General features: G+C 65.0%; 7 protein-coding genes and 1 pseudogene. 1 reads left to right on the forward strand and 7 read right to left on the reverse strand.

The window, feature by feature from the left end; genetic code table 11:
* Position 1: 1 nt before the first annotated feature.
* Positions 2 to 14,257 (reverse strand): non-ribosomal peptide synthase/polyketide synthase, encoded by a 14,256-nt coding sequence (locus OZ911_RS20160; RefSeq protein ID WP_268968463.1) that lies wholly within the window; start codon positions 14,255 to 14,257, stop codon positions 2 to 4.
* A 184-nt stretch (positions 14,258 to 14,441) separates the two neighbouring features.
* Between OZ911_RS20160 and OZ911_RS20165 the strand changes: the two genes are divergently transcribed.
* The gene (locus tag OZ911_RS20165) at positions 14,442 to 15,395 is read left to right on the forward strand and encodes a siderophore-interacting protein (protein ID WP_023047086.1); all 954 of its coding nucleotides are present in this window, start codon (positions 14,442 to 14,444) and stop codon (positions 15,393 to 15,395) included.
* A gap of 909 nt (positions 15,396 to 16,304) precedes the next feature.
* Here OZ911_RS20165 and OZ911_RS20170 read toward each other — a convergent pair.
* The 6 genes and pseudogenes from OZ911_RS20170 to OZ911_RS20195 form a co-directional block, all read right to left on the reverse strand.
* Positions 16,305 to 17,696, reverse strand: a pseudogene (locus OZ911_RS20170) (aspartate aminotransferase family protein); the annotation flags it as partial.
* A gap of 214 nt (positions 17,697 to 17,910) precedes the next feature.
* On the reverse strand, positions 17,911 to 19,233 hold the full coding sequence (locus tag OZ911_RS20175; protein WP_016488314.1) for an ATP-binding protein: 1,323 nt from the start codon (positions 19,231 to 19,233) through the stop codon (positions 17,911 to 17,913).
* On the reverse strand, positions 19,230 to 19,913 hold the full coding sequence (locus tag OZ911_RS20180; protein ID WP_016488315.1) for a response regulator: 684 nt from the start codon (positions 19,911 to 19,913) through the stop codon (positions 19,230 to 19,232). The genes OZ911_RS20175 and OZ911_RS20180 overlap by 4 nt, the downstream gene beginning before the upstream one ends.
* A 119-nt stretch (positions 19,914 to 20,032) precedes the next feature.
* The gene (locus OZ911_RS20185) at positions 20,033 to 20,596 is read right to left on the reverse strand and encodes a nucleotidyltransferase family protein (RefSeq protein WP_023047084.1); all 564 of its coding nucleotides are present in this window, start codon (positions 20,594 to 20,596) and stop codon (positions 20,033 to 20,035) included.
* On the reverse strand, positions 20,593 to 21,564 hold the full coding sequence (locus tag OZ911_RS20190; protein ID WP_016488317.1) for an XdhC family protein: 972 nt from the start codon (positions 21,562 to 21,564) through the stop codon (positions 20,593 to 20,595). The genes OZ911_RS20185 and OZ911_RS20190 overlap by 4 nt, the downstream gene beginning before the upstream one ends.
* 2 nt (positions 21,565 to 21,566) lie before the next feature.
* Positions 21,567 to 22,778, reverse strand: a complete 1,212-nt coding sequence (locus OZ911_RS20195) for a cytochrome c (RefSeq protein WP_016488318.1) — start codon at positions 22,776 to 22,778, stop codon at positions 21,567 to 21,569.
* Positions 22,779 to 22,780 lie beyond the last annotated feature (2 nt).

Raw genomic sequence — 22,780 nt, forward strand, 5'->3', positions numbered from 1 at the left:
TTCAAACACTCTCCAGTTCTGCCAGGAAATCACTCAACTCATCGACGTCGGCTGCACTGGCAGGCGCCAGGCCAGCCATCGTCGCCACGTAGTCCGCCAGTCGTCCGGCAGCGAACAGGGCCGAAAGCGGTACCTCCAGCCCCAGCAGCAACTGCACGCGCTGGGTGGCCTGAACAGCCAGCAGCGAATGCCCGCCCAGCTCGAAGAAGTTGTCGTTGAGGCCGACCCTTTCAAGCTTCAGTACATCGGCCCAGATCGCCGCAACGTCCTGCTCCAGCGGGGTTTGCGGTGCGACGAACAGCTGCTGCAGCTGCGTGGAATCAGGGCTGGGCAAGGCCCGCCGATCGAGCTTGCCGTTTGCCGTAAGGGGCAGCGACTCCAGAAACACCTGGTGGGCGGGCACCATGTGCTCGGGCAATGTCGCTTTAAGGTGCTCGCGCAGGCTGTCGCGCAACGCTGCCGTGGGTGCCTGGGCAGGGATCAGATAGGCAACCAGTTGCGTACCGCTTGGGCCATCCAGGGCGAGCACCACCGCTTCGCGGACTTGCGAATGCTCCTGCAGCCTGGCCTCGATCTCGCCCAGCTCGATACGGAAACCTCGGACCTTCACCTGATGATCGATGCGCCCCGCATACTCGATCGCACCCTGCATGCGATAGCGTGCCAGATCGCTGGTGCGGTAGAGCCGACCACCGCCCTGCTCGCTGCCATCGAATGGGTCGGGTACGAAGCGCTCCGCGGTGAGCGACGCACGCCGGTGATAGCCACGGGCGAGACCGGCCTGGCCAACGTGCAGTTCGCCATGACAACCGGGCGCGGCGATGTTGAAGTCAGCATCGAGCAGGTACAGCGACTGATCCGGAATCACCTCACCGATGGGGCTGACGCCATCGCGCTGCAGATCCTCGCGACACACTGGCCGATAGGTGACGTGCACCGTGGTTTCTGTAATGCCGTACATGTTGATCAAGGTCGGCTGGCTGTCGCCGAAGTGGTTGAACCACGGTGCCAGGCTCCCGATGTCCAGTGCTTCGCCGCCAAACACGATATAGCGCAGGGCAAGCTCGGCCTGACCCTGTGGCTGTGCGCAGGCGTGCGAGATCAGTTGCTTGAACGCCGAGGGTGTCTGGTTGAGTACCGTGACCTGCTCACGCACCAACAAGGCATGGAAGTCGGCGGGCGATCGGGCCACGTCCTTGGCCACGATCACTGCCTTGGCCCCATGCACCAGCGCACCGAACAGTTCCCAGACAGAAAAATCGAACGCATAGGAATGGAACACGCTCCAGACATCCTGGCTGTCGAAGCAGAACCAGTGCCGGGTTGCCTGGAACAGGCGCACGACGTTGTGATGGGGCAACAAGGTGCCTTTAGGCTTGCCGGTAGACCCCGAGGTGTAGATCACGTAAGCCAGGTTTGCCGGTTGCGTGAAGTTGACCGGGTTAGCTTCGCTGTAGCCCGGGAATGGCTCCAGGAGCAGCGGCTCGACACCCTCGGGCAGCGGTAAGCGGGCGAGCAGATGTGACTGGGTCAGCAACAGGTTGATACCGCTATCGCTCATCATGTAGGCCAGGCGATCCTCTGGATACTCAGGGTCCAGCGGCACATAGGCGCCTCCCGCCTTGAGGATGCCCAGAAGGCCGATGACCATTTCCAGACCACGATCCACAGCGATCCCTACCATTACATCTGGCCCCACGCCCTGCTCGCGCAGCTTGTGCGCCAGCTGATTGGCGCGCCGATTGAGCTGTCTGTAGCTGAGTGTCCGCTCACCCGACACCACCGCGATGGCCTCCGGCGTCCGCGCGGTCTGGGCTTCGATCAGCTGGTGCAGGCATTGATCGGGGCGATGATTGGCAGGCGCCCGATTCCAGTCGTGGATGATTGCCTGGCGCTCCTGTGCGTCGAACAAAGGCAGTTGAGCGATCACCTGTTGCGGGTCCTCGACCAGCGCCTGCAACAACGTACCGAAGTGGCGGGCGATCTGCGCGATGCTTTCCTGGGTGAAACACTGCCGGTCATAGCTGTAGTGCACCGACAGCTGCGCACCTGCGCTAATCGCCAGGGTCAGCGGCACGCTCGACTGCTCATGGCCGTGCACGTTGCCGAACGCGAGCCCGGCGGGTGCACTCTGCTGCAGCGCATCGCCGACCGGGTAGTTCTCGAACACCAGCAGGGTATCGAACAGCCCTTCACCACCCGATCCGGCCCAGCGCTGAATCTCGTACAAGGGGCTGTGCTCGTACTCGCGCAGCGCCAGGTTCTGCGCCTGCAGTTGCTGCACCCACTGCGCCACACGCTGCTGCGGGCGCGGGCTGGCGGCCACCGGCAAAGTGTTGATAAACAGCCCCAGCTGTTGCTCCACACCACGCAGCTCTGCCGGGCGACCGGACACCGTCGCGCCGAAGCTCACGCACGATTGCCCGGTGTAACGCTGCAGAAGCAGTAGCCATGCCGCCTGCACCAGGGTATTGACGGTCACTCGCTGCTGCCGGGCAAAGGCACCCAGCGCCTGCGTCTGCCGTTCGCTCAAGCGCTGCTGGTGTTCGCCGTAGCCTGCGCCCAGCCCGGCTTTGTCCTGACGCATGGCCAGCGCCAGGCGCGTAGGCTCACTCAGCTCATGCAGCTGCTGCTGCCAGAAGGCTTGGGCCTGCACGGGGTCCTGGCGGTGCAGCCATTGGATGTAGTCGCGATAGCGGCCCGTCAGCCCGCTGTTCGGCAGCCCGGCGTAGGCCTGGAGCACCTCACCGAGCAACTGCGCATTGCTCCAGCCATCCATCAGAATGTGATGGCTGGTGAAGACCAGATGGCAGGATGCTTCGCTGGTGCGGATCACCGCCAGACGCAGCAGGGGGTCATGCTGCAGGTCGAAGCCCTTGCGCAGGTCTGCATCGGCCCAACGGTCCAGGGCCGCGCCCTGCTCGGCGACGCCCACCCAGTCCAGGTACGTGAACGGCAGCTCGAGCTGCTTGCGGACCACCTGCAGAGGGTGCTCGAAGCAGGTCACGAAGTTGGCCCGTAGCACTTCATGGCGGTCGACGGCGGCCTGCCATGCGAGCCTGAAGCGTGGCACATCGAGCCCTTTGACGTCGACGCGCATCTGGTTGATGTAATGGCCGCCGCCTTGCTCGAACAGGCTGTGGAACAGCATGCCCTGCTGCATGGGTGCCAGGGGATAGAGGTCTTCGATTTGCGCCGCCGGGATCGGCAGGCTGTCCAGCTGGGCCTGGGTAAGCCCGGCCAGCGGAACGTCCGAAGGGGTCAGACCCGCCTGGGCATCCTCCAGGCAATGGGCGACGATCGCCTCGAGCTCGGCGGCAAACTGGTCAGCCAGGTGTTGCACCGTACCGACGTCGAACATGTCGCGGCTGTAGGTCCACTCAAGGCTCAGCTCACCGGCATAGACCTGACCATTGATCGACAACCAGTTGTCCAGCGGCGCCTCGTGGCTCTGGCTGGCCCCGGCGCTTTCGTCGGCTGGCACCAGGAATGCCGGGGCCTCGGCGCCGGAGGCCGGCGTGAAGCTGCCGTCGAACTGCCCCAGGTAGTTGAAGGTGATGCGTGGGGGCGGCAACTGCGCAAGCGCCGCTCGAGCCTGGTCATCACCCAGGTAGCGCAAGGCACCGTAGCCGATGCCTTTGTCCGGGATCGCCCGCAGCTGCTCCTTGATCCGCTTGATCGATGCACCCAGTGTCTGCTCCGGGCTCAGCCGTACCGGGAACACGCTGGTGAACCAACCCACGGTCCGCGTGAGGTCCAGGGTATCGAACAAGTCTTCACGACCATGCCCCTCCAACTGCACGAGCACGTCGCTGCGCTGGGTCCAGCGTGCGATGACGCGGGCCAGCGCGGTCAGCAGCAAGTCGTTGACCTGCGTCCGGTAGGCAGCAGGCGCCTGTTGCAGCAGTTGCCGGGTACTGACCGCGCCGAGACGGGTGCGGGCGGTGCCGACATGCATGCCATGCAACGAGCCACCCGGGTTGTCGCAAGGCAGTTCGGCATCAGTCTGGTCGAGTTGCGCCTGCCAGTAAGGCAGCTGCGCCTGCAGCGATTCGCTACGTGCGTAGGTCTGCAGGTGGCCGGCCCACGCTTGGGTCGAGCTGGTCTTGGCGGGCAGGTCGAGTGGCTGGCCGGCGTGCAACTGGCTGTAGGCGGTTTGCAGGTCTTCGAGCAGCACACGCCAGGAGACCCCGTCCACCACCAGGTGATGAATTGCCAGCAACAAGCGCTGGCTGCCATCTTCGAGGGTTGCCAGCAATGCCCGCAGCAAAGGGCCACGCTGCAGGTCGAGGCTGCCTTGGACTTCATCGCACAACGCTTCGAGGGCTTGGGCATCGGCCACCGTAGCCTGCCAGAGCAGACCTTGCTGTGGGTCGGGCGAGCCGTAATGTGCCGCCCACTCGCCCGTTGCACAATCGAAGCGCAGGCGCAGCGCATCATGGTGGATCACCAGGGCCTGAAGGGCCCGTTCCAGCACCTGGCTGTCGAGCGCCTGGCCTGCCTTGAGCAACAGCGCCTGGTTCCAGTGGTGGCGCTGGGCAATGTCCTGCTCGAAGAACGATTGCTGGATCGGCAGCAGCAGCGTCTGGCCAGTTGCAGCCGTCTGTTCGATCATCAACCCACCTTCGTCCCCTTGCCGGGCGACTGAGGCCAGCCCTTGAACGGTCTGGTGCTGGAACAGCTCTTTGGGGGTGAAGCGAATGCCCGCCTGACGGGCGCGGCTGACCACCTGGATCGAAATGATGGAATCACCACCCAGTTCGAAGAAGTTGTCCGACAGCCCCACCTTGTCGACTTTCAGCACATCCGCCCAGATCCCGGCAATGGTCTGTTCCAGCGCGTTTCGAGGTGCGACGTACACCTGCTGCAGCTGGCTGACGTCAGGCTTGGGCAGGCCCTTGCGGTCCAGCTTGCCATTGGGCGTGAGCGGCAACGTGTCGAGAAATACCAGGTGGGTGGGCACCATGTAGTCCGGCAAGGTCCCCTTGAGGTGATCGCGCAGCGCGCTGCGCAGCAGGCTTTGCCCCTGCAGGTCGTGAAGTTGCACATCCGCGCAGACCAGATACGCGGCCAACTGCTTGCCCCCTGGGCCCTGGATGTCGATGACCACGCTTTCGCGCACTGCCGGGTGATCCTGCAACCGCGCCTCGATCTCGCCAAGCTCGATGCGAAAACCACGGATCTTCACCTGATGGTCGATACGGCCCAGATAGTCGACCAAACCGTCGGCCCGGGTGCGGGTCAGGTCACCGCTGCGGTACACGCGCTCGCCGTTCGCAGCGAACGGGTCGGGGACGAAGCGTTCGGCGGTCAGCCCTGGGCGGTCGAGATAGCCACGCGCCAGGCACAGCCCGCCAAGGAACAACTCGCCACTGTGGCCCAACGGCACCAGGTTGAGGCTGGCGTCGAGGACATAACTGCGGCGGCGCCCGACCAGTCGGCCGATAGGGGCATAGGCCGCACCGCAGGCATCGCCTGGCGACGCGTTCCAGAGCAGCGGTGTGACCACGGTTTCGGTCGGCCCGTAGCCGTTGAAGATGTATTGCGGGCGCAGGGCCTGCCAGGCCAGCTCATAACCGGCTTGCGGTACGGCATCACCGCCAAAGCAGTAGATTCGCACCGGTGGCGGGTTGCCCACGCGCAGAGCATGCTCGGCCAGCTGTTGCAGATACACCGGCGGGAACACCGCAATGGTCACGCCATGCCGGTGCATTTCGGCGTAGGCCTGCTCGGGCAGCCACAGGCTGTCATCGCGCACCAGCACACTGGCGCCGTTGATCAGCAGGTGCATCCAGGCCTCATGGGCACCGTCGAAGGCGAATGACATGAAGTGCAGCTCGCAATCCTGCGGGCCGGTTTCATAGCGCTCACCGTTGGCCAGGATGTGCGAGGCCAAAGGCCCATGCGCCACTGCAACGCCCTTGGGCATGCCGGTCGAGCCGGAGGTGTAGATCACATAGGCAAGGTTGTGCCTGGACAGCGCCACCTCGGGTGGCGTGTCCGGGCCTTGCTGCCAGGCAGCCGGCAGGTCCACCGCCAACGTTGGCAAACCCTCGGGGATCGGCAGCGTGCCCAGCACATCGCTCTGGGTCAGCACCAAGGCGGCGGCGCAGTCCTGCATCATGTAGCGCAGGCGGTCCTGGGGATAGGCGATGTCCAGCGGTACATACACGCCACCTGCCTTGAGTACCGCCATGAACGCCACCATGATGTCGGTAGAACGGCGCATGGCGATGACGACCCTGACCTCGGGGCCGACACCTTGCTCGATCAGGCGGTGCGCCAGGCGATTGGCCTGTGCATCGAGCTGGCGGTAGCTCAGGCGTTGATCGTCGAAGCGGATGGCGACGGCGTCCGGCGTGCGGGCGACCTGGTCGGCGAACAGTTGATGGACGAAACGGTCGTCCGGATAGTCGTCGCCGGTCTGGTCCCATGCCGCCAACAGCTGCTCGCGCTCCTCGCTGCCCAGCATCGCCAGCTCGGCGACGCGCTGCTGGGGTTGACGCACGATGTCGGCCAGCAGGTTGCACCAGTGCTGCGCCAGCGCCTCGATGCGCGCACGGTCGAACAGCGACGTGGCGTAGACCAGCGAGGCGCCCAGTCCGTCGGCGTGCTCGAAGGTGTCAAGGGTCAGGTCGAACTGTGCGGTATAGCGCTCCCAGGCCAGGCCTTCAACTTCCAGCCCAGGCAAGCTGCGCGCTTGCCCCTGGGGTTCGGTCTGGTGATTGTAGAGCGCCTGGAACAGCGGGCTGTGGCTCAGGCTGCGTTCGGGGTGCAGCGCCTCGACCAACTGCTCGAACGGCAAATCCTGATGAGCCTGGGCCGCCAGGGCGGTCTGGCGCGTCTGTTCGAGCAGCTGGCTGAAGGTGGTGTGCAGGTCGAAGTCGGCCTTGAGCACCTGGGTATTGACGAAGAAGCCGATCAGGCGCTCGGTTTCCAGGCGATTGCGGTTAGCGATCGGTACCCCCACGCGAATATCGTCCTGGCCCGAATAGCGGTGCAACAGGGTCTGGAAACTGGCCAACAGCAGCATGAACAGGCTGACGCCCTGCTGCTGGGCCAATGCCTTGAGCGCGTGCACGAGGTCGCGATCCAGGTCGATGGCGACGCTGGCGCCGGCAAAGTCCTGGGTCGCCGGGCGTGGGCGATCGCCAGGCAGTTCAAGCACCGGTTGCCGGTCTCCCAGCTGGCCTTTCCAGTAGGCCAGCTGGCGCTCCCGCTCACCCGCCTCCATCCACTGCCGCTGCCATACGGCGTAGTCGGCGTACTGGATGGGCAGCTCAGGCAGCTCGACTGTTTGCCCACTGCACAGCCCTTGGTACAACTGCACCAGCTCATCGACCATCACCGGCATCGACCAGCCGTCAGAGACGATATGGTGCAAGGTCAGTACGAGGACATGGTCATCCTCCGCCACGCGCAACAGTTTTACCCGCAGCAACGGCCCGTGCTCCAGGTCGAAGGGGCATTGCGTTTCTGCCTCGACCAGGCGCTTGAGCAGCGCCGCCTGCTCATCCCCCTGGCACAGTTCGACCTCTTCGCTTGGCAGGTGGAACGGCTGCGGCGGATGGATCACTTGCAGGGCATGGTCACCCGCCTGGCGGAAGGTCGTACGCAGGGTCTCGTGTCGCGCGATCAACGCTTCAAAGCTCAGGCGCAGTGCTTCTACATCCAGATCGCCACGCAGGCGCAGAACCGTGGCCATGTTGTAGGCGGTGCTTTCGGGTGCCATCTGCCAGAAGAACCACTGCCGCTGCTGGGCGTAGGACAAGGCTAACGGCTGCGCGCGGTCGACCGGCTGCAACGCCGGGGCCGGCGCGTCCGTCCCTTGCCCGGTCAGCGCCACGAAATCAGCCAGCACCGGGGCTTCGAACAGCGTGCGCAGGGGGATTTCCAGGCCCAGTACCTGGCGGATACGCGAGGTGACCTGCGTGGCCAGCAACGAATGCCCGCCCAGTTCGAAGAAATGATCGGTCAGACCGATGCGCTCAACCTTGAGCACCTGCGCCCAGATAGCCGCGATCTGTCTTTCGCGTTCGCTGCGCGCGGGCACGTAGGCAGGCTGGTCGCGGCCCAGGTCGGGCTTTGGCAGCGCCTTGCGGTCAAGCTTGCCGTTAGGCGTCAGCGGCAACTCGCTGAGGAACATCAGGTGCGCCGGCACCATGTAGTCCGGCAATGCGGCCTTGAGGTGGCTTGCCAGGTTTTCGCGCAACGCATCCTGCTGCTCGACACCGCCCTCTATCACCAGGTAGGCGACCAGTTGCTTGCCGGTGGGCCCGTCGATGTCGATCACCTGCGCTTCGCGCACCATGGCGTGCTCTTGCAGCCGCGCTTCGATCTCGCCCATTTCGATGCGCAGGCCGCGAATCTTGACTTGATGGTCGATGCGCCCCACATAGTCGAGAACACCATCGACGCGGTAGCTCGCCAGATCGCCGGTACGGTACAGGCGCCCGCCGCCGACCGGGTCGAACGGGTCGGGAATGAACCGCTCGGCGGTCAACCCCGGGCGGTTGAAATAGCCGCGGGCTAGGCAGCCCCGGCCACCGATCAGCAATTCGTTCACCCAACCGACCGGGGCCAAGGCCAGGCCATCGTCACAGACGTACGTCACCCTCCCCCCCACCGCTCGGCCGATGGGCACAATGGCCTTGCCACCGGCACCGGGCTGCAAGCCTGCGCAGTCCTGCACCGTGGTTACCACGGTCGCTTCGGTAGGCCCATAGGTATTGAGCAGACGAGCCTGCTGCAGGCCACTGGCGTACCAGTCGCCCAGGCTTTCCATCGGCATGGCTTCACCGCCCACGTGCACTTGGCGCAGCGACGCGCAGGCGCCGGCGGGCAGCTTTTGCGCAGCCAGCATGCGCCAGTAGGCGGTTGTCAGGTCCGCCACGGTGATGCCGTGGGTAACGATGGCCTGCTGGAGGGTTTCAATGTCCCACAGCTGCGGTCCACGCATGACAACCCGCGCACCGCAACACAGGGCCGGGTACAGCTGCTCGACGAAGCCATCGAAGTTGACCGTGGCGAACTGCAGCACCCGATCACTGGCGTCGAGCCGCGAATAATCGGCCGCCACGCTGCAGAACACCGACAGTTCCCGATGAGCGACGGCCACACCTTTGGGCTTGCCGGTGGACCCGGAGGTGTAGATCACATAGGCAAGGTTGTCGGCGACGGTGAGGTTCACCGGGTTGGCTGCGCTGTACTGGGCCAGCCATTGCTCATCCGCCTGCATCTGCAGGCAGGTCACTGCCGGGGGAATCGGTAGCGTCGGTGTCAGGTGAGGCTGGGTCAGGAGCAAGTGAATGCCGCTGTCCTGCATCATGAAACGCAAGCGTTCCTGCGGGTATTGCGGGTCGAGCGGCACATAGGCAGCACCGGCCTTGAGGATGCCCAGCAGGCCCACCACCATGTCCAGGCTGCGTTCCACGGCGATGCCGACACGCACATCCGGCCCCACGCCCAGTTCGCGCAACTTGTGGGCCAGCTGGTTGGCGCGGCGGTTGAGTGCCTGGTAAGTCAGCGCCTGATCATCAAGGACCAGCGCTGTGGCCTGCGGCGCGCGCTGGGCCTGCGCCTCGAACAGCTGGTGCACGCCAAGGTCTTCGGCGAAACGCAAGGGGGCCGGGTCGACGGCCTGGGCTGCCAGCTTGTGCTGTGCGGCTGTGAGCAGAGGCAGCTCGGCGACCGGCAATGCCGCCTCACTGGCCAGTGCACCCAGCAGGTTGACCCAGACCGATGCCAGGCGCTCGATACGCTCGACGTCGAACAGGTCCGATGCATAGCCGAAGGAGGCGATCACGCCATCGCTGCGTTCGAGGGTGTCCAGCGACAGATCGAACTGCGTGGTGTGCTCGACCAGCTCGACCTCCTCGACGCTCAGCCCTTGCACGCTGTCGCCGGAGACCCGCTCGCCAAGAATGCTCAGGTGGTTGTACATGACCTGGAACAGCGGGTTGTGGCCCAACCCCCGCTCGGGTTTGAGCGCTTCCACCAGTACATCGAAGGGGATGTCCTTGTTCGCCTGAGCCTGCAGGGTGGTCTCTTTGACCGCCAGCAACAAGTGGCTGAAAGACTGCAACGGGTCGACCGCCACGCGCGCGACCAGCGTGTTGACGAAGAAACCGATCAGCCCTTCCAGCTCAAGGCGATTGCGGTTGGTCACCGGGATGCCGATGTTGAGCGTTTCGCGCCCGCTGTAGCGCGACAGCAGCAGTGCGAACGAAGCCAGGAACACATGGAACAGCGTGGCATTGGCGGCAACCGCCAAACGTTGCAGATCGGCCGTGAGCGCGGCAGGCAGCAGCACATCCACGCGCCCGCCACGATAGCTTTGGGCCTGAGGCCGAATACGGTCGGCGGGTAGCTCGAGTACTGCAAAATCGTCTGCCAGCGTGGCTTTCCAGAATGCCAGCTGGGCCTGCAGCTCCCCCGAGGCCAGGCGTTCACGCTGCCAGGCGGCGTAATCGGCGTATTGCACCGCCAGCGCCTGGCGTTCAAGCGGCTGCCCGGTGGTGTGGGCGTTGTAGACGCCCGCCAGCTCGCGGACCATGACGCTCATGGACCAGCCGTCCGAGACAATGTGGTGCAACAGCACGGTCAGCACCTGCTCCTGCGGCCCGCCCTGGAACACCTTGACCCGGATCAGCGGACCCTGCTCGAGGTCAAAGGGCGTGAGCGCTTCTTCCTGTATGCGCTGCTGCAGCGCCCGGCCATCCGCCGAACTGAGGTCATGGAATTCAATGATTGCCGACGCTGCGGGCAGTATGCGCTGGCGGGGAATGCCGTCATGCTCCTCGAAGACCGTGCGCAGGGATTCATGGCGCATGACCAGTGCATCGAACGCGGCCTGCATGGCGGCCCGGTCCACCTCGCCGTGCAAGCGTATGGCCAGGGGGGTGTTGTAGGCGGTGCTTTGCGGGTGCAGCTTCCAGAACATCCACTGGCGATACTGAGCATGCGAAACCTGCAGCGGCAGTGCCCGGTCCAGGACCTGGATATCGCCCCCGGCGACCTGCTCCAGGCCTTGCAAAGCTTCGGCAAAACTGGACAGGTCGGCAGTGTCGAACAGCACCCGCAAAGCCACGTCCAGGCGCAGTTGCTGCCTGATCCGCGAGACCACCTGGGTAGCCAGCAACGAATGCCCACCCAAGGCGAAGAAATTGTCGTCGAGGCCGACCTGGGTCTGTTGCAGCACGTCGGCCCAGATGGCCGCGACCTGCATTTGCAGGGGTGTTTCGGGCGCCCGGTAAACGGCCGTGACAGCGACCGGTTCAGGCAGCGCCCTGACGTCGACCTTGCCGTTGAGGGTCACTGGCAGACGCTCCAGCAGCATCAGGTAATGCGGTACCAGATGCTCGGGCAAGGCCCGCTTCAGCGCTGCCCGAATGCTGTCGACCACGGCTTGACGGGCTTCGTCCTGTGCAGCCCAGTGCTGCGGGACCAGGTAGGCGGCCAGCTGCCGATCGGCGTCTTCGCCAACGACTCGCACAACGGCGCTTTCGATGCCCGGCAACTGCCGCAGGCAGGTATCGATCTCGGCCAGCTCGACGCGATAGCCGCGGATTTTCACCTGGCCATCGATACGTCCGGCGAAAACCCGTTCGCCGTCAGCGTTCAGGCGTACCCAGTCGCCGGTACGGTACATCCTCGCACCCTTGCAGCCACTGGGGTCGGGCACGAAGCGCTCGGCCGTGAGCGCCGCCTGGCCCAGGTAACCACGAGCAAGCCCTGCACCGGCGATATAGAGCTCCCCCCTGGCCTTGCCGGGCACGGGGTTAAGGCAACTGTCCAGCGCATGGGCGCGCAGGTTTTGCAGGGGTTGGCCGAGCAGCGGCCGCTCCTGCAGGGCATGAGTAAGCACACCGACCGTGGTTTCGGTGGGGCCGTAGTGGTTGATCACGTCGAGGCCGGGCGCCAATGCCTTGATCCGGCTCAGAAGTGCTGGGCTACAGGCTTCACCCCCAACCACCAGGCAACGCCGCGGCAAAGCCTGGGCACCCGCAGCGAGCATGGCCTGCAAGTGCGAGGGGACGATCTTCAGTGCATCGATGGCATGCGTCTGCAGGTAGGCGGCGAAGACCTCGGCATCGAGCACCGTCTCCTTGGGCAGCATGTGCAGGGTCTTGCCGTAGCACAGCGCACCGAACAGCATGGTGTGGCCAAGGTCGGCCGCCGGCGTGGTGACCATCGCCAGGCTACCGATCTCGTCCATTGGCAGGCGTTGACTCACGCCGCGCACATAGTTGACCAAGGCGCCATGGCTGACCGCGACGCCCTTGGGCTTGCCAGTGGTGCCGGAGGTGTAGATGACATAGGCAAGGTTGTCTGCACCCACCGCCACCTTGGGCGCCGAAACCGAGGGGTAGTCACCTTCCACGTCGATTGCCGCAACGCCTTGCGGCAGGCTGATCTGCCCGGCTCGGCCAAGTACCCAGCTGACCGCGCTATCGGCAAGCATGAAGTCGATGCGCGACTGGGGCTGCTCAGGGTCCAGCGGCAGGTAGGCCGCCCCAGCCTTGAGCACGGCCAGCATGGCGATGAGCATTTCGCAGGACCGGTCGGCCACCACGCCGACCCGCTGGTCCACCTGTATGCCACGCGCCAGCAGTACCTGAGCCAGGGCATCCGAGCGTGCCTGCAAGGTGGCATAGCTTAGCCGACCGGCGTCGCCGCTCGCTGCCAGGCCCTGCAGGTTGTGGCTGGCGGCCGTTTCAATCAGGTGATGGATGCACAACTCAGGCTCTGGCGTTCCGGCAGCTTGCTGCTGCTCCCCGTGCGACGCCTGAGTCGCCAAGGGCAGCTCGCCAACCGGGGTGGCGGACGGTTGGCTCAGCCCGTCGAGCAGTCGCAGCCAATCCTCGCCGAAACCAATGATGGTGGCTTCTTCGAAGACATCCAGCGCATAGGTGAACACAGCATGCAGACGCCCGGCGCTTTCGTAGGTGTCGAGGGCAAGGTCGAAGCGAGCGCTGTGCTTGTCCAAGGCGACTTTTTCCAGCGTCAGCCCGTTACCCAGGCGGACCTGACCGGGGTCGGCGATAGCCGCCTGATGGTTGAACAGCACCTGGAACAACGGGCTTTGCGCGCTGCTGCGATCGAGTTCAAGCGCCTCGACCAGGCGCTCGAACGGCAGGTCCTGGTGCGCCTGGGCTCCCAGGGCGGTGTCCTTGACCCGGCCGAGCAGCTGGCTCACGCTCATGAGCGGGTCGATATCGGTATGCAGCACCTGGGTGTTGATGAAGCAGCCGATCAAGCCCTCGACTTCTGTACGGTGACGGTTGGCGACCGGAACGCCGACGCGGATTGCGCGCTGGCCACTGTAGCGTTGCAGCAGCAGCTTGAACGACGCCAGAAGCACCATGAACAGGGTGACGCCCTGGGCACTGGCCAGCGCCCTGAGGCGCCCGGCAAGCGCCGGATCGACCTGCAACTCGCGCCGCGCACCGCGGTGGCTCGGTGCCCCGACACGTGGATGGTCGAACGGCAGTTCCAGTACGGCATGATCATCGCCCAGCTTGTCGCGCCAGTAGTTCAGCTGACGCTCCTGCTCACCGGCTTCCAGCCAGCTGCGTTGCCACAGCGCGTAGTCTCGGTACTGGATGGGCAGAGCCGGCAGGGTCGCTTCGCTGCGCTGACAGGCCGCATCGTACAAGCGCACGAACTCGTCGATCAGCACGTTCAGCGACCAGCCGTCGGCAACGATGTGGTGCAGGGTGAGCAGCAGCACGTGCTCGTCGGTGGCCAGTTGCAGCAGGGTCACGCGCAGCAGTGGCCCCTGCAGCAGGTTGAACGGTGCCTGCGCTTCGGCTTCAGCCAGAGCCGCGACACGGGCCTCGCGCTGCGCCACCGCCAGGGCGGTGAGGTCATGCTCGACGATGGCGACGGCCTGTGCGGCGACAACTTCCTGGTACAGGTGCTCGCCCTGGGTGCGCAGGCGCGTACGCAGGCTCTCGTGGCGCGCGACCAGGCGATCGAACGCCTGCTGCAGGGCTGCGCGGTCGAGCTCGCCCTTCAGGCGCACGGCCATGGGCAGGTTGTAGGCCGCGCCCTGCGGGTCCAGCTGCCAGAGAAACGACATGCGTCGCTGGGCGTAGGACAACCCGTCGCGGTCATCGCAGGCGACATCGGCAGGGATCGGAAACACGGAAAAGTCGACGCCCTCTGCCTGTAGCCCAGCCAGGAACAAACGGCGTTTTTCCGGCGGCAGTTCGATAAAGCGGCGAGCGAGTTTCAACGAGTTTTCGGCATTCATGCGATGCGTCCTTAGCGATAGGAAGCGGGACCACAGGGCCCAGTCATCCCTCAAAGACGAAACAACCGCGAGCTGATTTAGCCAAAGCCCCGGCCACCGACGACCGCCCGGGCTGCCCGCTTAAATCGCCGGGTGGGCGACTCGTCTGAACGTCATACCCATTCTCCAGAAGGCGGCCCTCGCGATGCTCTCCACCCTGGCCAACACCCTGCGCAAGCGGGTCACTCAAGCGCTGCCCGGCAAACAGCCCAGCTACCGGATTTTCGATGTGCAACTGAAGCGGCGGATCGCGCTCAGCCCTTCGCTGACCCGCCTGGTGTTCAGCGGCCCGGATGTTGCCGAAATGACCACATTGGCGCCGGACCAGCGGGTCAAGCTGCTGTTTCCCGCGCCCGACGGCTCACGGCCAAACCTGAGCAACGAGCGGCACTGGAAGGCTGCCCACAGCGCCTTGCCGGCAGACCAGCGCCCGCCCATGCGCACCTACACCATCCGCGCCCTGCGCCGCGAGGCGCTGGAAGTGGATATCGATTTCGTGCTGCATGGCGTCAACGGCCCCGCTTCGGCCTGGGCTACCCACGCGCAGGTGGGTGACAGCTTGCAGATGGTGGCGCCCAACCTGGCCTATGAGGGCGACACCGGTGGCTATGAATGGAAACCGCCACAGGGTGTGCGCAACATACTGTTGGTCGGTGACGAAACCGCGCTGCCGGCAATTGCCGGCATTCTTGAGCAACTGGCCGACGACCAGCTCGGATTGGCGGTGCAGGCATTCATCGAGGTACCGCTGGAGGCTGACTGCCTGCCTTTGCACCATGGCAGCGCCACCGACCTTCACTGGTTGCCCCGCGAGTTGCTCAATTGCGAGCATGGCCAGGCCATGCAGCATGCCGTGCGCGAACTGGCCAGCCTGCCGCAGGGGCAAGCCGCACCGCGAGTGAAGCTGGAAGAGGTGGATATCGATACACGGATACTGTGGGAGCAGGCCAGTAGCGCCAACAGTGCGTTTCATGCCTGGGTGGCAGGGGAATCGGCGACCGTCATGGATATTCGCCGCTACCTGATCAAGGAGCGCGGGTTGCCGCGCGAGTGCCTGACCTTGATGGGCTATTGGCGGGCCGGGCGGACCTTTGATTGACTGGAACTAGCCGGGGGCGCTTTGCGCCTTTCGCCGGCAAGGCAGCCTCTATCACACAGGTGCGCGGGGTCAATGGCGACGAAGTGTTCAGTCTTCTGTAGGTGGGCACAGCAAGCTGTGCCGACAGGGATCAACGCCGGTGCACAGCTGGCGTCATGCGCATCCTGTTTGCTGCGCGACAGCGCAGCCCGGAAGGGCTGGGTGATCTCTCATGGAACACACTTTGATTGACTGATTTAGCGGTGACTTTGTGGGAGGCCACTCATCCCCTATAGGCTGCGCTGTCACGCAGAGAACAGTGCCTGGTGTGGGAGCGGGCTTGTCCCGCGAAGCAGGCAACGCTGTGTATGGCACCGGCTTTGCCGGTGTTCGCGGGGCAAGCCCGCTCCCACAAGTTGACGCCAAATCAATACGTTGTTCTATGAGAGCCGGGGGCGCTTTGCGCCTTTCGCCGGCAAGGCAGCTTCTATCAAACAGGTGCGCGGGGTCAATGGCGGTGAAGTGTTCACTCTTCTATACGTGGTCACAGCAAGCTGTGCCGACACGGATTAACGCCGGTGCACAGCTGGCGTCATCCGCATCCTGTTTGCTGCGCGACAGCGCAGCCCGGAAGGGCTGGGTGATCTCTCATGGAACACACTTTGATTGACTGATTTAGCGGTGACTTTGTGGGAGGCCACTCATCCCCTATAGGCTGCGCTGTCACGCGGAGAACAGTGCCTGGTGTGGGAGCGGGCTTGTCCCGCGAAGCAGGCAACGCTGTGTATGGCACCGGCTTTGCCGGTGTTCGCGGGGCAAGCCCGCTCCCACAAGTTGACGCCAAATCAATACGTTGTTCTATGAGAGCGGGCTTGTCCCACGAACCCCGGCGCAGCCGGTGCCATGCACAGCGTTGCCTGCTTCGCGGGGCAAGCCCGCTCCCACAAGCGCCTCGGCAAAACGCTGCGCCACTTCATCAACCTGCTCGGCGCTGATGATCAGTGGCGGCAGGAAGCGCACCACTGCGCCATGCCGCCCGCCCAGTTCCAGGATCAGCCCGCGCTTCAGGCACTCACGCTGCACCTTGGCCGCCAGCTCGCGGTTGGCCAGCGGATGACCCAAGGCATCCGTTCTGCCCTGCGGGTCCACCAACTCGACCCCCAGCATCAAGCCACGCCCGCGAACATCACCCAGTTGCGGATAATCGCGCTGCAACTGCAGCAGGTGCTGGCGCAAACGCTGCCCCATGGCCTCGGCATGCTCGGCCAGGCGATGCTCGACCAGGTAGTTGATGACCGCCGACCCCGCGGCCATGGCCATCTGGTTGCCACGGAAGGTACCGGCATGCGCACCCGGCTTCCAGGTATCCAGCCAGTCGCGGTACACCACCACCGCCAGCGGCAGGCTGCCGCCAATGGCCTTGGACAAGGTGACCACGTCCGGCACGATGCCGGCATGTTCGAAGGCGAACATGCGCCCGGTGCGGGCAAAGCCGCTCTGGATCTCGTCGATGATCAGCGCAACGCCGGCCTGCTCGGTAATACGGCGGACCCCTTTGAGCCATTCGATATCGGCCGGGATCACACCACCCTCGCCCTGCACCACCTCAAGGATCACTGCCGCCGGCAGAGGCACGCCGCTTTCCGGGTCGAGCAGCAGGTTTTCCAGGTAATGCAGGTTGGCCCTGACCCCTGCTTCACCGCCCAGGCCGAAGGGGCAGCGGTAGTCGTAGGGGTACGGCATGAACTGCACGCCGTTGCCGAGCAAGGCGCCCAGCGGCTGCTTCGGCCCGTTGCTGCCCATCAGGTTCAACGCGCCCTGGCTCATGCCGTGGTAGGCGCCATGGAAGGCCAGCACAGTGCTCCGGCCGGTGGCCGTGCGCACCAGCTTGAGCGCCGCCTCCACGGCATCAGTGCCGGTCGGGCCGCAGAACTGTACCTTGGCCTCGCGGCGCAGCGCCTCGGGCAGAATGCCGAACAGGTCCTGGACGAAGCGGTCCTTCACCGGCGTGGTCAGGTCCAGGGTATGCAAGGGCAGCTCATCGGCCAGCACACGCTGGATCGCCTCGACCACCACCGGGTGGTTGTGGCCCAACGCAAGCGTGCCGGCGCCCGCCAGGCAGTCGATGAACTGGCGGCCTTCAACATCCTCCACATAGATGCCACGGGCGCGCTTGAGCGCCAGCGGAATACGCCGCGGGTAGCTGCGGGCATTGGACTCCTGCTGTTGCTGGCGTTGCAGCAGGGGGGATTCGGTAAACTCGTACAAAGGTTGCGACGCGCTGACCGGTGCAACCTGGGCAAGGCTGGAAGCGGTGGACATGGGTAAATCCTCGCAAGCAAGCGAATGGGCAGTTATCGCTTGAAAAACGCTTGAGTGCCGGGAGGATTTAGCGGTTGTTACTGGATTTTACTTTGCCTGCACCGGCCTCTTCGCGGGTGAACCCGCTCCCACAGGAATCGCACCGCTCTTGAAGCCTGTGCAGTACCTGTGGGAGCGGGTTCACCCGCGAAGAGGCCCGCCCAGCCGATAAACATCAATGCCCGGATCGCGCCGGTACTTGCAAGAGCACCCGCAACCCATCGCTACGGCTGTCAAAGCGCAGGCTACCCGCACACCGCTGCACGATCGCCTGGACAATCGCCAACCCCAACCCGCAGCCGCCACTCTGCCCATTGCGCCAGAAGCGCTCGGTCAGGTGCTCAAGGTCGCCTTCGGCAATCCCTGGCCCGTGGTCGCGCACCATGAAGCCCACCTGGCCGTCGGCCATCTGCACCTCCAGCTCCACCGCCTCATCGCCGCCATGGCGCAATGCGTTGTCCAGCAGGTTGCGCAGCGCGGCCACCGCCAACGGTGCGGGCATGCCCAGGTAGATTTGCGTGGCTTCTTCAGGCAGACGCAGCACGATGCGGCGGTTGTCACCCCCACCGGCATCCTGCACCGCCTGGCGGGCCACCTGCTCGGCGCTGCACTGCACCCCATCCTCGAACGACAGGCTGCCTTCCACCCGCGCCAGCATCAGCAACTGCTCCAGCGTGCGGTGCATGCGGTCGGTGCCCTGCTCGGCATGCTCCAGCGCCTGCTCGCGCACCGCGCCATCGGTCATGCGTGCCACCTGCAGGTGGGTCTTGATGGCGGTCAGCGGGCTGCGCAATTCATGGGCCGCATCGTCGGTCAGGCGCCGCTCGCGCTCGAGGGTCTGGGCTATACGCAGGAACAGCTGGTTCTGGGTTTCCAGCAAGGGCTGCAACTCGCTGGGCATGCCCGCCACCTGCAAGGGTTCGACACTGTCCGCGCGCCTACGGCGCAACGCGTCGCGCATGCGGTTGAGCGGCTCCAGGCCCTTGCCCAGGCCAATCCACAACAGCCCCAGGCTGCCGAGCAGGGCCATCAGCACGGGCGCCGAAGCGGCCAGCAGGATCGACTGGTTCAGCGCCTCGCGCTCCATGTGCCGGTCGGCAGTGGTGATGCGCACATCACCATGGTTGTAGGTGAAGGTGCGCCACAGGGCATCGTCGATGGTCTGGTCACGGAAGCCACTGCGCTCGTCGTCCATGGCGCCATCGTGCTTATGGTTGCTGGCAAGGATCTCGCCACGCAGCGAACTGACCTGGCAGGCCATGCCGTCCGGCACACTGAACTGGTCGGCGGAAAAGTGCGCCTCCCCGCCCTTGGCAGTCAGGGGTTGCGGCAACTGGTCGATCAGGCCGGCGACCATGCGCGCCGAGGCTACCAGACGCTGGTCGAGGGAAAACATCATCTGCTGGCGCAGGTCACGCAGCATCCACGCCGCGGCCAGCGCCCAGATGATCACGAAAGCGCTGCCCAGAATCAGGCTCAGGCGTACCCGCAGGCTCATGAGGCGGCCTCCTCCGGGGCCTGCGCAGGGCCCAGCCGATAACCCAGGCCACGCACGGTCTCGACAATGCCGTTGCCCAGCTTGCGCCGCAGGTGGTGGATATGCACGTTCAGGGCGTTGCTTTCGACTTCATCGCTGAAGCCGTATACGCAATCTTTAAGCTGTTCACTGGACAGCACCCGCCCGGGGTTTTGCAGCAACGCCTGGAGCAAGGCCTGCTCACGGCGGGACAGGTCGACCGATTGGCCGGCCAGGGTCGCCTCGCAGCTGCTCGGGTCATAGCGCAACGGCCCGTGCTCGATCACATTCACCGCCCGCCCGGCCACCCGCCGCAGCAGGGTATGCAGGCGAGCGGCCAGCTCGCGCAGGTCGAACGGCTTGAGCAGGTAGTCATCGGCGCCGGCCTGCAGGCCATCGACGCGGTCGGTGACGGCATCGCGGGCCGTGAGTACCAGCACTGGCAGGTCCACACCCTGCTGGCGCAGGCGGCGCAGCAGCTTGAGGCCGTCTTCGTCGGGCAGGCCGAGGTCGAGGATCATCACGTCGAACTGCGCGGCCTGCAACATCGCCCGCGCAGCGGCGGCGTTGCCCACCCGGTCCACGGTCAGGCCCTGGGCGGTGAGGCCGGCGCAGATGCCGGCGGCGATCAGGTCGTCGTCCTCGCAGAGCAGAACGTGCATGGTGGGGCTCCCGGAGTGGTGTGGCTGGCATTGCACCTTGGGCGGATTAAGGGGGCATTATGGACCTTTGTGGGTGGGTCAGGGTGTTCGTCTTGGGTGCAGTGGTGAGCACCAGGGCCCTACATCAACCCCTGTGGCGTATCGACATCCAGCAACACCCCGGCATCTGCCAGTTCGATCACCACACAACTGCCCCGATTGGCCTGCACCACCGAGCGCGCCCCTTCATCGCCGGACAATTGCCCCAGCGCAGGCCAGAAATCACGCCCGAACATCACCGGATGCCCCTGCTGCCCCGCATGGCGTGGCAACACGATGGTCGAAGCCGCGGCCGCTGCGGCCAGTTGGCGCAAGGTTGCCGACTCGATCCACGGCATGTCACCCAGCAAAATGGCCACTGCCTGGGCATGGCTGTCGAGCAAAGACCGAGCGCCGGCCGCCAGGCTGTGCCCCATGCCCGCGGCCGCTTGATGGCTGATGATTACCTGGCAATCGGGGGGCACGCCAAAATCCTCGGCCCGCTCACCTGCGCGCAATACCACGCGCACATCATCGAACACCGCCCGGGCTCGCTCCACGCTATGCGCCAGCAAGCTGCGGCCATCGGCCAGGGTGGCCCGGCGCTTGTCGGAACCGAAACGCGTACCGCGCCCTGCCGCCAGCACCAGGGCCACCACGCTCACAGCGCCACCCGCGCAATGCCGTTGCGCACCCGCAGGATATCGGCCAACACCGCCAGTGCGATCTCGGCCGGGGTCTTGCTGCCCAGGTTGAGGCCGATCGGGGCATGGATGCGGCCCAATTCCACTTCACCCAGGCCGCCGATGCGCTGCAAGCGCTCACGGCGCTTGTCGGAGGTCACCCGGGAGCCCATCACGCCAATGTAGAAAGCCTCGGTACGCACCGCTTCAAGCATCGCCAGGTCGTCGATCTTCGGGTCGTGGGTCAAAGCCACCACCGCCGTGTCGGCATGGCAACCGCCATGGTGGATAAACTCCGAAGGCAACTCGCGGCGCACTTCAACGCCGTCCAGCCGCACGCCATCCAGCACTTCGTCCCGCGGCTCGCAAAGGATGACTTCAAACCCCATGCCTTTGCCGAACTCGGCACAAAAATGCGCCACGCTGGAATAGCCGGCCAGCAGCAGGCGCTGGGCCGCGCCGACACGCAAGCGAACACAGGCTGCTTCCCGCTCGACGCGTGGTCCCTGGGAAGGGTCATCGGCCAGATGGCGGGTACCTTCGGGCAAGCTCACTTCACGCAGCACCCGGCGCTGGCCCTGCAGCGCGCTTTCCATCTCACGCAGGTGCGCCTGCACCTCGCACTCGGCCGGCAGGTTCTCCACCAGCACTTCAAGCACACCGCCACACGGCAAGCGGACACTCGAACGCGGGTCGCTGCCATCGCCGTAACGCACGATGGCAACCGGCTCCGGGAATTCACCCAGGGCCACGCGTTCGAGAAAGTCGTCTTCGACACAGCCACCGGACAGCGACCCCAGCCACTGGCCACTGGCATTGACAGCCAGCAGCGAGCCCGGCGCACGCGGCGCCGAGCCATAGGTGGCCAGCACCGTGCACAACCACACACGTTGCCCGTTGCACGACCACTGCAAGGCCTGACGAATCACCTGTAGATCGAGATGTTGCACGTTTACTCCGCCTTCAGCTCGGCGAGCTGCTGTACCTTCAGGTCACCGGGCAGTCCACCCCACGCCTGGCGCAGGTAGTTGACCATATCCGTCACCTGCTGGTCATCCAGCTTGTCGGCAAAGCCTGGCATTGGCTGCATGCGTTCAAAGCCGGTGAACTGCTGTTCACGAATACCTTCGAGGATGACCTTGACCAGGTTGCGCGAGTCACCCTGGCGCAGCACGGTGTTGCCCTGCATGGCCACGGCGATGTGCGGCTTGCCCTCGCCGTCGACACCATGGCAGCCGGCGCAGACGTTCAGGTACTGCTGGTGGCCGCGCTTGGCGCTGTCGCTCATCTGCTCCAGGGCAACTGCCTGGATGGCCTTGGCCGGCGGTGGCTGGTCGCCCAGCAGGTAAGTGGCCATGGCCGCCAGGTCTGCGTCTTCCAGGTGTTGGGTGCTGTGGTGCACCACCGGGAACATCTCGTTGAACATGCTGCCCTGGGCACTGATGCCGTGCTTGAGGAAGGTGGTCAGGTCTGGCTGGGTCCAGCCGCGTTCGGCCAGGTCCTGGGCCAGCAGGCTCGGCGCCAGGTAGCCGCCAAGCAAGCCACCGGTCAGGCGCTGGTCCTGCTGCAGCGCGCCGATGGGATTGCGCGGGGTATGGCATTCGCCGCAATGGCCCATGACCTCGACCATGTACTGGCCACGCTGCCAGGCCGGGCTTTTGCCTTCGGTTGGCTGCAACTGCACGCTCTTGCCATACAGCATGTTCCAGCCACTCAGGCCCATCCGCACATTGAACGGGAAGCGCAACGCGGTCTGCGGTGCCGGGCGGTTGATCGGCGGGATGGTCATCAGGTAGGCGAGGATCGCGTCCGAATCTTCACGCTTGATCAGGTGGTACGAGGTGTAAGGCATCGCCGGATACAGATTGGCGCCGTCCTTGCGCTTGCCCTCGGTGACTGCGGCGAAGAACTCGTCGGCGCTGTAGTTGCCGATGCCGTATTGCTTGTCCGGGGTGATGTTGCTGCCGTAAATGGTGCCAAACGGCGAATGAATCGGCAGCCCGCCAGCATACGGCGCGCCGCCTTCGGCAGTATGGCAGGCCATGCAGTCGGCCGCGCGTGCCAGGTATTCACCGCGCTTGACCTGGGCCTCGTCGGCCGCCAGGGCAAACGAACTGACGGCCAGACCCAGTGCCAACGCCCATGCGCTACGTACAAAGCCCATGC

It is taken from the genome of Pseudomonas fortuita (assembly GCF_026898135.2).
Lineage (GTDB): Bacteria > Pseudomonadota > Gammaproteobacteria > Pseudomonadales > Pseudomonadaceae > Aquipseudomonas > Aquipseudomonas fortuita.